The sequence below is a fragment of the Chloroflexota bacterium genome (genome assembly GCA_026706485.1).
In the GTDB taxonomy this organism is placed as follows: Bacteria; Chloroflexota; UBA11872; order UBA11872; family UBA11872; genus JAJECS01.
Genome location: JAPOYR010000012.1, coordinates 26,106 through 40,250, shown reverse-complemented (window position 1 = coordinate 40,250; position 14,145 = coordinate 26,106). Strand labels below are relative to the sequence as shown.

Here is a 14,145-nt window from a genome sequence, read left to right as displayed (position 1 = left end):
CGTTCAGCACCACTCCGCGGCATCGGGGAGAGTCTCCGGGCACGTCGACAACGGATCGCCGTTTCCGATCTCTTGGCCGGGGAGATGCAACTGATCGCGCAGATTCACGCTCTGGAGGCCGGCGCCGTGGATTTCGCGCGCGAGACGGGGCAGCGCGGCAATGTCGCTGGCGAGGGCGTGGAGAAGGAGAACTGCCCCAGGTTGGAGTTTCTCGGTCAGGTTGCCCAACACAAAGTCTTGCGCGCGGACACCGCCGTCCCGGGGGTAGTGCCAGCCCTTGGAATCTACCGTCCACATGGCGATGTGGAGCCCCGCGGCCTGCGAGATCCGCACCAGGCGGTTCCGCGCGTCGGGGATGCCCGCACCCAGCGGCGGCCGCATGAACAGTTGAGGGTACGCGTAGCCCAATGCGGAATTGACCTGGCGTCCGGCCTCGTCCAACTCCCAGCGAATGCGGCCATCGCTCAGGTCAGGCAACGGCAGATGCGAGTACGTGTGGTTCTCGATTGAGTGTCCTTCAACGATTGCCCGGCGCCAGAGGTCCGGGTTCTGCCGGAGCACCGTACCGACGGGAAAGAAGGTGATCTTGATCCGCTCGTCGCGGGCAATGTCGAGCGCGCGGCTGGTCATTTCCGGGTCCCAGCAGTCGTCGACCGTGACGAAGAGATACGGTTGCGTGGCGTCGCCGCGGCGGATCACCGGTGGCGCCTCCATCGGATACACCGGCAGCGCGCGGGGCAGGAAGGGCATCTCGGGAAAGTACCCGGCCGCCCGCAGATAGAGCGGGACGGGCGCCAACTCGGCGTCCTCGGGCCCACCTCCGTCAGGAAGCGTGATCACGGCGTTGTCGAATCGCTGCATCGTCACGCCCTGCACGCGCACGGGTGGCGTCGCCGGCGCGCCAAAAACAGGCCAGTTGCCGAAGGCGTGGTAGGCGTCCGCGAGGTCGCCGCTAATCCCGAGACTCGAAGCCGCACGACCGGTCCACGCCGGAGGAATGCCATGCTCGGCCTCGAGGAAATCGTCGAACCCGCCCTCGCTCGCCATCCTGAGCAGCGGCACCGGCCGAACGGTGCGCGAGACCGGCGACACATGCAGCACGAGACGCTCGAACGCCTGGCAGAGCGGATCGCCAGACCCGTCGCGAAATCTCGCGCTGATGCCTGCACCCGCCACGGCACTGCCGCCGAGCGACGTGTAGGTCGAGGCGAAATCGCCCTGCTGAATATCTTCCACGACATACCCGAGGTCGGCGCGGTGCTCCGACACGAAGACCCACCACGGGGCGCGGTCCTGGGCGACCAGCCGTGCCGGCCCCACGTGCAGCGCGCCGCCGAGCGCGGCCCCCGCGCCAAGCTGTAGAAGCTGGCGCCGCGGGAGCTGGAGCGGGCGGCGAGACTCCCCGGCGCCGGGGAGTCGAGCGATCCTCATTTGGGTCACCGTCGAAAGAGGGACGGCCATATTACCGGACGCAGTGGATGCGCGGAACCGTGGTGAGAACGCCATCGGCCGGCGCGTCGAGCGACGCGCGAGGAGTTCGGTCGACGGGAGATCGAGCGGCGGTCCGACCGGCGCGGTTCGTATCCTTGGCGTCGCCAGCCCGCCGGCGTGAGGCGCGTGTGCCGCCGTCAACCCTGAAGCGACCCCTGAACCCAATGCCGGAGTTCGTGGAGCACGCGCTGCTGGAACGCGGGCTGATGGACGCGTACCGCCGCCGGCCGCCGTATCAGCGCAATGACTACCTCGGCTGGATCAACCGGGCGAAGCGGGAGCCGACCAAGCGGCGGCGGCTGGCGCAAATGCTGGACGAGCTCGAGCAGGGCGACCGCTACATGAAGATGTCCTGGCGCCCCTCAGCGCGCGGGCGCTAGTTACGCGTCGGCGCTAGGCGGGTTTGCCGGCGTCGAGCGTCCGCTCGAATCGGACCCGTCCACGCACGCCGGCGAGGCGCTGGAGCAACTCCGAGTCCGCGCCCTCTCGCTCCACGTAGCCGGCACGGTCGTAGAACTCGCGCGCGGTCGCATTGCTGGTCGGCACGTAGAGGCTGCACGCCGGGGCGTGCGCCTCGGCCTGGCGGTACACCGTCTGCAACAGGGCGTGCGCGACGCCATTGCCGCGGTGCTCGGGCGCCACGGCCAGGCAGGGAATGAACCAATGGTCGGGCGGCACGGCCGGGCTGGCGCGCATGAGGGCGCGGATGCGAGGAATCAGCTTCAGCAGCCCGCGAAGCCCGTAGGCGCGCCAATAGCCCCGCAGGGTCGACCGGCGCCGCTGGGCAAGCACCGCCCACGGCGCGTGCGACACCAAGCCCACGACCTCCCCGTCGAGCTCGGCCAACGTGGTGATGTCGTAGCTCCACAAGGTGCCCGGATGCTGAAAGAGCCGCTCGAAGTACCGCGAGGCGCCGGTGGCGCCCAAGCCAAAGACCGAATCGGCAAGCTGCGGGGTCAGCGCCTCGCGCAGCAGGGCGCCCGCGGGGAGCCGGTCGGTCGGGCGAGCATCCCGCAGCAGCAGGCGACCGTGGGTCGCCTTGCCCTGAAGATGTGCGGGGCTCGCGTGCGCGACGCCCGGCGATCCGCTCACAATGGTCCTCCCTGGGTGCGGCAATCGCACCAGCCCATTGGATGCTATTTGGAGCCGATTGAGCGCCGGTGCAGCGCTCATGCAGATTCTATGCAATTCGCCGAAGCACCGCGGGTACCATGGCACCCCCGCGCCGCGTGCAGACGTCCATGACTGAATCGACAAATCGGCGCTACGTCCTCGCCAGCCGCCCCCAGGGCGTGCCCGCAGCCGAGAACTTTCGCCTTGAAGAGACGTCCATTCCCGAGCCCGGCGACGGCGAGGCGTTGGTGCGCACGCTGTGGCTCTCGGTGGACCCCTACATGCGCTGGGCCATTCGCGGGGACCGCACCAACGTCGGCGAGGTCGTGACCGCTGAGGTGGTGGGGGAGGTGACGGCGACGGCGTCTCCCGCCGTGGCCGTGGGGCAGATTGTGGTGGGACGCATCGGGTGGCAGGCCTACGGCGCCGTCGCGGCCGACGAACTGCGCGTGATCGATCCGGCGATCGCCCCGATCCAGACCGGCGTCGGCATCCTGGGCATGCCCGGTCTCACGGCCTATTTCGGCCTGCTCGAGGTCGGCCGGCCGCGCCCAGGCGAGACGGTGCTGGTGTCGGGCGCCGCCGGAGCCGTCGGCTCCGCCGTGGGCCAGATTGCCGCCATCAAGGGCTGCCGCGCAGTGGGCATTGCCGGCACGGAGGCCAAGTGCCGGCACCTCACGCAGGACCTCGGCTTCGACGCGGCGATCAACTACCGCGCCGACGATTTGGCGACCGCGCTCAAGCGCGCCTGCCCCGACGGCGTGGACGTGTACTTCGACAACGTCGGCGGCCGCATCCTGGACATGGTGTTGCAGCACCTGCGCATGTACGCCCGCGTGGTGCTGTGCGGCTTCATTTCGCAATACAACCTCGAGGAGCCGGAGGTGGCGCCGCGGCATTCGGTGCCGCTGGCCCTGGCGTGCGCCCGCATGGAGGGCTTCTTCGCCAACAACTATTTCGACCGCACGGATGAGGCTCTCCGGGAGCTGGCGGGCTGGATCGACGCGGGACGTCTCGACTACCGCGAGGACATCGTCGAGGGACTGGAAAACGCCCCGGCGGCCTTTCTGCGCCTGTTCACGGGCGCGAATGTCGGCAAGGTGCTAGTCAAGGTGGCCGAGCCGTCGGTGGCGGCGTCGTAAACGGCCAACCGCCCGTGCGGGTGCGCTGGAACTTCGAGCGCACGGTGCATCAATTCGCGGTGCACTGGGCCGGGGCGTTTCTGGGCGTGCTGCTGACGGCGCTGCTGCTGGATCCGTACGTGCGGCTGCCGGAGACCGGCTCGCTCATGTATTGGGCGACCGCGGCGGCGTTTTCCGCGGTGCTGGCGGCGCTGAACGTCTATGTGCGTCCGCTGATGTACCTGGCCACGCTGCCGCTCACCTGCTGCTTCATGGTCGTGACGCTGGGGTTCGGGCACTTCGTGGTGGGCGCGTTCATGTTTTGGCTGGCGGGACAGATCATTCCGCCGATCTACGTGGAGAGCTTCGGCTGGGCGCTGCTGGGCGCGCTGATCACGGCGGCGATCTCGACGAGCGTGTCATGGCTGGTGTTTCGGCGCGGGCAGGGGCAGGGGGGTGGAGCGGGGCCGCGACAGGGCGGGGCCGGGGACGGCCCCGCCGCGTAGCAGCCCATAGACTCCGGGTGGTGACCAAACCTGCAGGTCCGTTCGGCCCCGCCCCGCAGAAAGACTTCGATTGAACAGCCCCGCGCTATTCGGGAGCGATCTGATTCGCCTTCTCCCACGACAGCGAGATCTTCGGTTCGCCGTCCGCAACCGCGTCTGTCTGCTGCCACGAGAGAGAGACTCGCGGCGCGCCGTCCGACCCGGCCCAGGGAGCACTTACCGCCGGGCCGCCAGCCAGCAGCCGCGATTCAGAGACCCTTGGCTTGCCATCCGCAAACGCGCCCGCCTCGTGCCACGACACGGATGCACGCGGTTCGCTGGCCGTGATCGCACCCGCGTCGCTCCACGTCCACGACAGCGCGACGCCGGGTTCGCCATCCGCAGACGTGTCCGCCTGCTGCCACGACAGCGCAACGCTCGGCGCGCCGTCCGAACGGGCGAAGAGGACTCCCGCGCCTATGCCGCCGGCGACAACCACGCTGGCCAACGCGATCCCAAATCTTGTTCGACTCTTCATGTCAACTCCTTCGGTGTGTTCTCTCACAGCAGATCCACACAGGTCCACGATCAGGTGAATCCAGACGGTCAGTCCGGCGAATCCCTTGCCATCGCCACGCATCCGGTCCCGAAACAGCTGGACCATCAACTCCCCGTATTCCCGCTGGTGTTCCCTTGGATACAGAGCGAGCAACCAGCGGTAGACGCGCTCGTAGAACGAGTCAGGCACTGGGCCTTCGCATGGCGGTGGTCTGTATCAACCTGGCGGCATGCGCCAGTTGCTCCATTCGGTTGATCTCAGCGTCGAGCACACGCTTGCCAAAAGCGGTGATTCGGTAGTAGCGGCGACGCTGATCGTCCAGTTCGGGGTCTGGCCGTTCGTCGCTCTCCTCGACAAGCTCCGACTTCAGCATCTTCTTCACAGCCCCGTACAGCGTGCCGGGGCCCATCGTGACCGCCCCATCGGTCAATGCCTCGACCTCTCGCATGATCGCGTAGCCGTGCTTGTCGCCAGTCACCAAGGCCAACAGGATGTGCAGCTGGGCGACGGGGAGAGGAAGCGGATCCAGGGGGCTTCGATTCGGCAATGGCCAGCTACCTTCTTTCGAAAGGATGGCCCGAATCAGATGCTGACGGGCCACGTGCTATATCGCATATCAATATATCGTATGGCGATATAGATGGGCAACTCCGACATTCGGCGGGGAGGGGGTGATGGGATTTGACCGGCCGTGACTTGGCCCTGCGCTAGAGGACGAGTGCCCTAGATTCCTCGCTGCGCTCGGAATGACAGGAGGGGGCGCTCGGACTGACGAGGTGGGTGTTGCGGGCTAGTTCAGCGCGGAGGCGAAGGCTCGCAGGGACTCGCGCAGCGAGCTGCCCGTGGCGGCCACGGCGGTGGGCTCGTAGCCGCAGTGCGCCATGCAGTTGTCGCAGCGCTCGTCGCGGCCGCGACCGTAGCTGTCCCAGTCCGTGGTCTCGATCAGTTCCTTGTAGGTCGAGACGTAGCCGTCCGACATGAGGTAGCAGGGCCGCTGCCAGCCGAAGATCGAGTAGCTGGGAATGCCCCAGGCGGTGCAGTCGTAGTCGACCTTGCCTTCGAGGAAGTCGAGGAAGAGCGGGCTGTGATTGAGCCGCCAGCGCTTGCGCCCGCCGCCGCGAAAGGCTTCGCGGAAGAGCCGTCGCGTCTGCTCCACCGGCAAGAAGTGCTCCTGGTCGGGAGCCTTCTCGTAGGCGTAGCCGGGGGAGATCATCATGTGGTCCACTTCCAGCTCGTCGTTGAGGAAGTCCAGCACCGCACGCACGTTGTCCGGGGTGTCGTGGGTGAAGAAGGTGGTGTTGGTGGTGACGCGGAATCCGGCGTGCTTGGCCGCCTTGATGGCTTCCACGGCCTTGTCGAACACGCCTTCCTGGCAGACGGACTCGTCGTGTCGCTCGCGCAATCCGTCGATGTGAATGGCGAAGGCGAAGTAGGGCGACGGGGTGAAGAGCGAGAGCTTGCGCTCGAGCAGCAGGGCGTTGGTGCACAGATAGACGAACTTGCGCCGCCGCACGAGCTCGTCGGCGATCTTGTGAATCTCGGGGTGCACCAGCGGCTCGCCGCCGGCGATGGACACCATGGGCGCCCCGCACTCTTCCACGGCGGCCACGGCCTGCTCGACGGGCATGCGCTTGCGCAGCGTCGCGACCGGATGCTGGATCTTGCCGCAGCCGGCGCAGGCGAGGTTGCAGGCATAGAGCGGCTCGAGCTCGACGATGAGCGGGAACTTTTCGCGCCCGCGCAGCCGCTGTGTCATGAGATAGCGGGCAACGGTCACCGTTTGCCGCAGAGGAACGCCCATGAGCGCCTAGAGTCCGGGAGCCAGCACGAGAAAGCTACGACGTTCCATGGGCTCCGTCCAGTGCGAACCGCGTGAGCCGCCCGGCGTGCCAGCCGTTCACGTAGCGGCCGAGCGCCATGACGGGAAAGATCAAGCGGTAGAGGTGATAGTTGATGTAGAAGGCGCCGGGGAAGCCGGTGCCGGTGTATAGCGGTTCGTCCCACGAGCCGTCCTCGCGCTGGGTGTCGACGAGGTATTCGACGCCGCGGCGCGTCACGGACCCGTCGTCGCCGGCGGCCACGAGTGCGAGCAGCGCCCAGGCCGTCTGCGAGGCGGTGCTGGCGCCGCGACCCGACCAGCCCGCGGGGTCGTCGTAGGACCTGAGATCTTCGCCCCAGCCGCCGTCGGGGTTTTGGCGCGCGGCCAGCCAGTGCACGGCGCGCCGGATGGACGGGTCGTCGGGTGAGACGCCGGCCGCCACGAGGGCGGGAACCGCCGCCCCGGTGCCGTAGATGTAGTTGGCGCCCCACCGCCCAAACCACGAGCCGTCGGGCTCCTGCGCGGACCGGAGCCAGGCGATGCCCCGTTGGACGCGGGCGTTGTAGGTCTTGCCTTCGAGGGCCAGCATTTCGATCGCGTGCGCGGTCACGTCGGCGCTGGGCGGGTCGATGACCTCGCCGAAGTCGCAGAACGCCGGCGCGCGGCACAGCGTGCGGGTGTTGTCGGCGTCGAACGCCGCCCAGCCGCCGTCCACGCATTGCATGCCGAGCGTCCAGGCGACGCCGCGGTCGATGGCCCCCTTGGCGTTGGGCACGTCGACGCGGCGCAGGGCCAGGATGACCTCGGCGGTGTCGTCAACGTCCGGGTAGTTGCGATTCTCATACTCGAAGGCCCAGCCGCCGGGATGGAGATAGGGGCGGCGCACGGCCCAATCGCCTTGCTGGGACACCTCTTCGCCGACCAGCCACTCGCCGGCGCGGCGCAACGCCGGGGCGTCGGGCGGTACGCCGGCGTCGGCCAGCGCCACCAGCGCCAACGCCGTGTCCCAGACGGGTGACTGACAAGCCTCGAGGCGACGCACGCCGCCGTCCCAAATCGTGAACCGTTCAATGCCCTCCAGGGCGTGCTTGATGACGGGCTGGGTCATGCCGTAGCCGCGCAGGCGCAGCGCAATGATGGAGTAGACCCACGGGGGCTGAATGCCGCCCCAGGAGCCGTCGGCTTCTTGTCGCCGCATGACCCAGGACTCGGCACGGTGCAGGGCGGCGGCGCGGAGCCAGCCCAGCGGCCGCCGCTCATAGCGCCGCAGCGCGCGGTCGATCCAGGTGAACCACCCCTTCCACGTGCGCAGCGAGGCACTCACCCGCGGAGCCGTGCCGCTACGCAACTCGTCGATGGTGAAATCGGCGGGTCGGACCGGGCGATAGGCGCGCACGATGCTGAGCGCCACGATGGTCTGCCGGGCCCAACAGCCGAAGTCGTAGATATTGAGCGGCACCCAGGTGGGCAGGAAGATCATTTCGGGCGGAATGACCGGCAACTCATCCCAGTCCCACCAGCCGTGCAGCGCCATCCACATGCGGGTGAAAACGCGGGTGGCCTCCAGCCCGCCCTGATCCACGATCCATGCGGCGGCGCGCTGCATGTGGTCGGCTTCGGCCGCGTCGCCCGCCAGGCGCAGGGCGACATAGGCCTCGACCGTAGTGGAGAGTTCGCCGGGGCCCTCATGGAAGTTGGCCCAAGTGCCGTCGTCCCGCTGGCGCTGCCGGATCCAGGCCGCCGTCGCCCGCAAAACGTCAGCGTCAAGGATGCCCAGGAACTCGCGCAGAAACAGGTCCTCGGCTTCGATGGTGACGTTGGTGCCCAACTCGCCACGCCAGACGCCCTGGGCGTCTTGCTGTTCGAGCAACTGCGTGGAGGCACGCTCAAGCGCGACACGCGCGCCTTCGCGGACGTCGCGGGACGTCGCAGTGCCCACGGGGCCGGGGTGGGATCCGGGCGCGGGGTCCGGCACACGCCGAATCACGAGACGACGCCGCTCCTTGTCGTCGAGGGGTCCGCCGCTTGGCGAATATAGCAACGCGCGGCGCCGCGCCGCCGGAGCGTGCGGGTCACGCCGCGACCGGCGTCGCCAGGCCCAGCGCCTTCAGCGCGTGATCCGCCGCGCGGTTGCCGCTGCGCACGGCGCCCTCCATGGTCGCGGGCCATCCGGTGTCGGTCCATGCGCCGGCCAAGAGCACGTTCGGCAGGGCGGTGCGGGGCCCTGGACGCCGCGCCAGGCTGCCGGGGGCCTGGCGAAACGTGGCCTGGTGCTCTCGGGTGACGTAGAACCCCCGGACCTGCGCCTCACGGGCCCGCGGGAAGACGCGCGCCAGCTCGGCGACGAACTGCTCGCGCAAAACGTCGGTGGGAACCTGGGCGTATGCGACGGCGCCCGAGAGCGAGACGGCCAGTGCCTGGCCATCGGATAGCCCGGCGGCTTCGGTGCGGTCGAACACCCACTGCACGGGCGTGCCGACGCCGGCCGCAAATGGATGGGGCATCACCGGCCGGTCGTAGATCACGTGCAGGTTCACGATGGGCACGGCCCCCAATTCGGCAAAGCGCGCCGCCTCGGGATCGGCGGCCGCCGGCACGAGCCGCGCCGCCTGCGCATGGGGCACCGCCAGCACGATGGCGTCGGCCGCCAGGTCCTCGCCTTGCCGCCGCACGCGCACCTCGCCATCCGGCTCGGCTTCGATCTGGGAGACGGCCGCCCCGAGTTGCACGTCCACGCCTGCCGCTCGCAGAGCGCGCAATCCCTGGTCGCTATGCGCGCGGCCCAGGGTGGTCGTCGTGTAGCCCATGTCCGCCGCCGACCGGTCGCTCAACAGCCCGACTTTGAAGACCATGGCCGCGAGGCTCAACGAAGCCTCCGCCGACGGCAGATTCACCGTGGGCAGCACGATCAGGTCCCACAGCGCCTCGAGCGAGCCCTCCGACTGGCCGCGGGCGCGCAACCAGCGCCCGAAGGTGTGGGCGTCCAGCGACGCGTCGCGCAGATCGAGGCGCATCAGCCCAATCAACGCGCGCCCCAGCTGCAGGCGTTCGCCGAGCGACAAGTGCCGGTAGGCTCCCAGGCTGCGGGCGAGGTGCAGCGGGGCCGGCAGATTGGCCCGCTTGATCCAGGCCACGCCGTGCCCGGGCCGGATGACCGGAATTTCGAGCCGGCGCTGCATGGTGACCATGTCGGAGGCGCCGATGCGGTCGATGAAGGCGCGGTAGGCCGTGCAGCAGCGCAGGTGCACGTGCTGGCCGTTGTCGAACCACAGCCCGTCACGCTGGAACGAGTAGGTGGCCCCACCGAGACGCCGCCGCGCCTCGAGCAGCGTCACGCGCGCCCCGGCGTCGGCGCAGGTGAGCGCCGCCGCGCATCCCGCCAGTCCGCCGCCAACCACGACGACGTGGCGGCTCATCCGCGGAGCAGGCTCCACAGCGCGACGCGCACCTTGGCGCCCGTTGACAGTGACACCCGTCCGCGGGTGACGGCGGACGGATCTTGCTCGATGCGTTTCAGCACCTGCCGGTAGATGCCGGCCATGGCGGCGGCGCAGGCCGTGCTGCGCCAGTCCAGCAATGGCAGCAACTGCAACCCCAGGTCGAATTGCCGCCGGGCGCGCTGGGCCTGGAAACGAATGAGCGCGTCGAACGCCGGCGTCGGCGTGAGCGGCGGGCGCAGCTCACAGGCGAATGCCGCCAGGTCCTCGCGCGGCAGATAGACGCGGCCCTGCGCGAGGTCTTCCCGCACGTCACGGAGGATGTTGGTGAGCTGCAGCGCCACGCCCAGCTCGTCGGCCAGCGGCTCGGCCCGGGCCATGTCACGCGATTCGAACACGCCCAGGGAGAGCCGCCCGATGCTGCCCGCGACGCGGCGGCAATAGACCACCAACTCATCGAAGGTCTCGTAGGTGACGCCGCGAACGTCCATCTCCACGCCGTCGATCAGATCGCCAAACGCGTCAAGCGGCACGGGGAGACGATCGGCCGCGTGGCGCAACGCCGTCATGACCGGGTCCGCGGCGCCGTTGCCGGCCGATTCAAGCCGCTGCCGCGCCTCCGCCAGGGCGGCGGCCTTGGCAGGCGGCGGCAGGCCACCGTCGCCGATGTCGTCGATCTGCCGCGCGAAAGCGTAGACGGCGCTGAGCGCGCGTCGCTTGGGCGGCGGGAGCAGGCGAATGCCCCAGTAGAAGTTCGCGGCGCGCGAGCGGGTGATCTGCTCGCAGACGTCGTAGGCGGCGGCGACTTCCACGGGCTACCAGCTCATCCAGAGGCGCGCCAAGGAACGAACCGCGCGCGCCTTGTGCCGCAGCGTCGGTCGCGGGGCGCGCCCCAGCACGTCGTAGTCGGCGTCGCGAATCGCGTGCAGCGCGGCCCGCCCGCCCTCAGTGAACGCTGCGATCGCCATCCCGTACGTGCCGGGGAGCAGCCGGCTCAACGGGGCGCCGCGGTCGAGAAGTGCCTCGGCGCGGTCGACCTCGAAGGCCATCAGCTTGCGAAACTCGGGCGTGGTCACGCGCAGCCCGAAGTCCTCGGGCCGGCAATCAAAGCGCTCCAGGTCCTCGCGCGGCACGTAGACACGTCCGCTGTCGTAGTCCTCGGCGATGTCCTGCCAATGCTCGACCAGCTGCAGGCCGGTGCAGATCTGGTCCGACAGCCACACGCGCTCGGGAGTGAACGCGCCGAACACGTGCAGCACCATGCGTCCCACCGGATTGGCCGACAGCTCGCAGTAGCCCACGAGATCCTCGAACGTCTCGTAGGCGTGGACCGTCTGATCCTGGCGGTTGGCCTGGATGAGGCGGCGGAACGGCTCGTCGGGAATGTCCGCCGCGCGGACGGTCGCGACCAGCCGGCGCATGATCGGATGCGCCGGCGCCCGCCCGGCGTAGATGGCCGACACCTCGTCGTCGAGCCAGTCGAGCAAGGCCAGGCGATCGCCATCGGCGGCATCGCCGAGTTCATCCACCAGCCGGGCGAATCCATAGACGGCGAGCAGGTGGCGACGCACGTCCGGCCGCAGCAGCCGCATGGCGACGGGGAAGTTCTCGCCCGAGGCGCGCGCCATCACGGCGTCGCGCCGCGGCACACCCTCAGGTATCGGGGGCGCGGGCTGGGGCGCGGCATTGACACTTGACATGGCGGCTCCGCCCGCCGCGCCCGGCACATGCGGCGCGGCCTGGATGCTGAAGGGTGCCTGGGGCGCAATTCTACGCGGGGCCAACGCGGGGCCGTGGAACGTGCGTCGGCCCGAGCGCCTGCCGCACCGCCGGGCCTATACTCGACACGCGATCGGGCGCTGCGCGGGAGGGCACGACGTGCGCATTGCCATCAACGGGTTCGGGCGGATCGGCCGGCAAGCATTTCGCGCGCTGCTGGAGCGTCAGCCGCAGGCCGAGGTCGTGGGCATCAACGAGCTGGTGGACCTGGAGACGCTGGCCCATCTGCTGCGCTACGACAGCAACTATGGGCGCTTTCCAGGCGAGGTGGCCGTGGACGGCACGGACCTGGTGGTCAACGGATGTCGCGTACCGACCACCTCGCAGCGGGAGTGGGACCGGCTGCCGTGGGGCGAGCTGGGAGCGCAACTCGTAATCGAGGCCACGGGCGTCGGCACCGAGCGGGCACGCGCCGCGCTGCACCTGGACGCCGGAGCCGACCGCGTGCTGATCACGGCGCCCGCCACGGGGGCCGACCTGACCCTCGTCATGGGGGTGAACCACGACCGCTACGATCCCGCCGCGCATCACGTCGTGAGCAACGCCTCGTGCACGACGAACGGTCTGGCGCCGCCGCTGGACACGTTGCACCGCGCCTTTGGCGTACGGAAGGGCCTGATGTCCACGGTGCACGCCTACACCGCGTCCCAGGCGCTGGTCGACGGCCCGGCGGGCGACATCCGCGAAGCCCGTTCCGCGGCGCTGAGCATCGTCCCGACCTCAACCGGCGCCGCCAAGGCCATCGGGCTGGTGATTCCCGAGCTCGAGGGCCGCATGCACGGCGCGGCCTATCGCGTGCCCGTGCCCACGGTGTCGATCGTGGAGTTCGTGGCGCACCTGGAGCGCGCGGCGAGCGAGGCGGAGGTCAACGACGCGCTGCGCGAGGCGGCCGCGGGGCGGCTGCAGGGCATCATGGCCATCAACGACGAGCCGCTGGTGTCGGTGGACCTGCGGGGCGATCCGCACTCGTCGATCGTCGAGGCCGAGAGCACCATGGCCATCGGCGACGACCTGGTGAAAGTCGCCGCGTGGTACGACAACGAGTGGGGCTATGCCTGCCGCGTGGCCGATGCGGCGGCGCTGGTCGCCGCCGGGACGCCCGCGGCGGCCGCCGTCTAGCCGCCTCCGCCTGGTGGCGTCCGTCGCCGATCGGTCCGCCGCATGAAGCGCGGACTGGCGGACCTTGACGTCAACGGCCGGCGAGTCTTCGTCCGCGCCGACCTCAACGTGCCACTCGACGGAAGCGCGATCCGCGACGACTCCCGCATCAAAGCCTCTCTGCCGACCATTCGCGATCTGCGCGACCGCGGCGCGCGCGTGGTGCTGGCCTCACATCTCGGCCGGCCGCGGGGCGCCGTACGTCCCGAGCTGTCGCTGGCGCCGGTCGCGGAGCGCCTGGGAGAGTTCCTCGGCGCTTCGGTTCCCGTAGCCCCCGACAGCATGGGCCCCGAGGTCGAGCGGCTGACGCGCGAGCTCGTGGATGGAGACGTCCTGCTGCTCGAAAACGTGCGCTTCCATCCCGGCGAGGAGGCCAACGAGCCGGACCACGTGCGCGCGCTGGCGGGGCTGGCCGATTGCTACGTGAACGACGCCTTCGGCACGGCGCACCGGGCGCATGCCAGCACGACGGGGCTGGCCCACGCGCTGCCCGCCGCCGCCGGACACCTGATGCTGGCCGAGTTGCACGCGTTGGACCCAATCGTGCAGGGGCCGCCGCGTCCGTTCGCGGCCATCGTGGGCGGCGCCAAGATCAGCGACAAGATCACGCTGCTCGAGCGGCTGGCGGCCACGGCGGACCTGCTGATCCTGGGCGGGGCGATGGCCAACACGTTTCTGGCGGCGGACGGCGTCGGCATCGGTCGGTCGCGGGCGGAAAGCGCCGCCGAAGCCGTCGCTCGCATTCGGTCGGCAGCCGACGCGGTGGGCTGCCGGCTGGTGCTTCCGGTTGACGCGGTGGTGGCCGACGCGGCCGCCGACGACGCGGCCCCCGCCACGGTGGGGCTGGACGCGGTGCCGACTGACGCCATGATTCTGGACATTGGCCCCGCGTCGCTGGCGGCCTATGCCGAAGCGCTTGCCCGCGCGCGAACGGTGCTGTGGAACGGTCCGGTCGGCGTGTATGAGCTGGCGCCGTTCGCTACCGGCACGCTGGGGCTGGCGCGGCTCTTGGCCCACTTGCCCGCCGAGGTGGTGGTGGCGGGCGGCGACGCCGTGGCGGCGGCTCAGGCGTCAGGTCGCGCGGAGGACTTCGCCCACCTGAGCACGGGCGGCGGCGCGACGCTCGAGCTCATCGAAGGCCGCGAGCTTCCGGGCGTGGCCGCGCTTCCGGAGGCCTGAGCCG

General features: G+C 69.8%; 14 protein-coding genes. 5 read left to right on the top strand and 9 right to left on the bottom strand.

Annotated features, from left to right (window positions below):
- Positions 1–3 precede the first annotated feature (3 nt).
- Positions 4–1,431 carry a polysaccharide deacetylase family protein gene (locus OXG79_13065; protein ID MCY3784697.1) on the bottom strand — a complete coding sequence of 476 codons (1,428 nt, stop codon included), beginning with the start codon at positions 1,429–1,431 and terminating at the stop codon, positions 4–6.
- A gap of 224 nt (positions 1,432–1,655) precedes the next feature.
- Here OXG79_13065 and OXG79_13060 point away from each other — a divergent pair, with 224 nt between their 5' ends.
- Positions 1,656–1,871: a YdeI/OmpD-associated family protein gene (locus tag OXG79_13060; protein ID MCY3784696.1), complete on the top strand. Its 216-nt coding sequence runs from the start codon at positions 1,656–1,658 to the stop codon at positions 1,869–1,871.
- A 13-nt stretch (positions 1,872–1,884) separates the two neighbouring features.
- On the opposite strand, the gene OXG79_13055 is transcribed toward OXG79_13060, so the two are convergent.
- Complete coding sequence (locus tag OXG79_13055; protein MCY3784695.1) at positions 1,885–2,583, bottom strand: N-acetyltransferase; 699 nt, start codon at positions 2,581–2,583, stop codon at positions 1,885–1,887.
- Positions 2,584–2,732: 149 nt separating this feature from the next.
- Between OXG79_13055 and OXG79_13050 the strand changes: the two genes are divergently transcribed.
- Together OXG79_13050 and OXG79_13045 are read left to right on the top strand one after the other, a co-directional pair.
- Complete coding sequence (locus OXG79_13050) at positions 2,733–3,746, top strand: NADP-dependent oxidoreductase (protein ID MCY3784694.1); 1,014 nt, start codon at positions 2,733–2,735, stop codon at positions 3,744–3,746.
- Positions 3,747–3,760: 14 nt separating this feature from the next.
- The gene (locus tag OXG79_13045; GenBank protein MCY3784693.1) at positions 3,761–4,231 is read left to right on the top strand and encodes a phage holin family protein; all 471 of its coding nucleotides are present in this window, start codon (positions 3,761–3,763) and stop codon (positions 4,229–4,231) included.
- Positions 4,232–4,316: 85 nt separating this feature from the next.
- Here the strand turns inward: OXG79_13045 and OXG79_13040 are convergent, their stop codons facing one another.
- The 7 genes from OXG79_13040 to hpnC all read right to left on the bottom strand — a co-directional run bounded on the left by OXG79_13040 (position 4,317) and on the right by hpnC (position 11,725).
- Positions 4,317–4,958 (bottom strand): hypothetical protein, encoded by a 642-nt coding sequence (locus OXG79_13040; protein MCY3784692.1) that lies wholly within the window; start codon positions 4,956–4,958, stop codon positions 4,317–4,319.
- Positions 4,951–5,370, bottom strand: a complete 420-nt coding sequence (locus OXG79_13035) for a PadR family transcriptional regulator (GenBank protein ID MCY3784691.1) — start codon at positions 5,368–5,370, stop codon at positions 4,951–4,953. Before OXG79_13035 ends, OXG79_13040 begins: the two co-directional genes overlap by 8 nt.
- 189 nt (positions 5,371–5,559) lie before the next feature.
- Positions 5,560–6,570: an adenosyl-hopene transferase HpnH gene (hpnH, locus tag OXG79_13030; protein MCY3784690.1), complete on the bottom strand. Its 1,011-nt coding sequence runs from the start codon at positions 6,568–6,570 to the stop codon at positions 5,560–5,562.
- Between the two features lie 34 nt (positions 6,571–6,604).
- Positions 6,605–8,527 (bottom strand): squalene--hopene cyclase, encoded by a 1,923-nt coding sequence (gene shc / locus OXG79_13025; GenBank protein MCY3784689.1) that lies wholly within the window; start codon positions 8,525–8,527, stop codon positions 6,605–6,607.
- Between the two features lie 133 nt (positions 8,528–8,660).
- A complete protein-coding gene (gene hpnE, locus OXG79_13020) occupies positions 8,661–10,004 on the bottom strand; it encodes a hydroxysqualene dehydroxylase HpnE (protein ID MCY3784688.1) in 1,344 nt (447 codons plus the stop codon).
- The gene (gene hpnD, locus OXG79_13015) at positions 10,001–10,837 is read right to left on the bottom strand and encodes a presqualene diphosphate synthase HpnD (GenBank protein MCY3784687.1); all 837 of its coding nucleotides are present in this window, start codon (positions 10,835–10,837) and stop codon (positions 10,001–10,003) included. Before hpnD ends, hpnE begins: the two co-directional genes overlap by 4 nt.
- A 3-nt stretch (positions 10,838–10,840) precedes the next feature.
- Entirely contained in the window at positions 10,841–11,725 is an 885-nt protein-coding gene (gene hpnC / locus OXG79_13010; protein ID MCY3784686.1) for a squalene synthase HpnC, read from the bottom strand.
- A gap of 178 nt (positions 11,726–11,903) precedes the next feature.
- Here hpnC and gap point away from each other — a divergent pair, with 178 nt between their 5' ends.
- A complete protein-coding gene (gene gap, locus OXG79_13005; GenBank protein ID MCY3784685.1) occupies positions 11,904–12,923 on the top strand; it encodes a type I glyceraldehyde-3-phosphate dehydrogenase in 1,020 nt (339 codons plus the stop codon).
- Between the two features lie 42 nt (positions 12,924–12,965).
- Positions 12,966–14,141 carry a phosphoglycerate kinase gene (locus OXG79_13000; GenBank protein ID MCY3784684.1) on the top strand — a complete coding sequence of 392 codons (1,176 nt, stop codon included), beginning with the start codon at positions 12,966–12,968 and terminating at the stop codon, positions 14,139–14,141.
- The last annotated feature ends 4 nt before the right edge of the window (positions 14,142–14,145 follow it).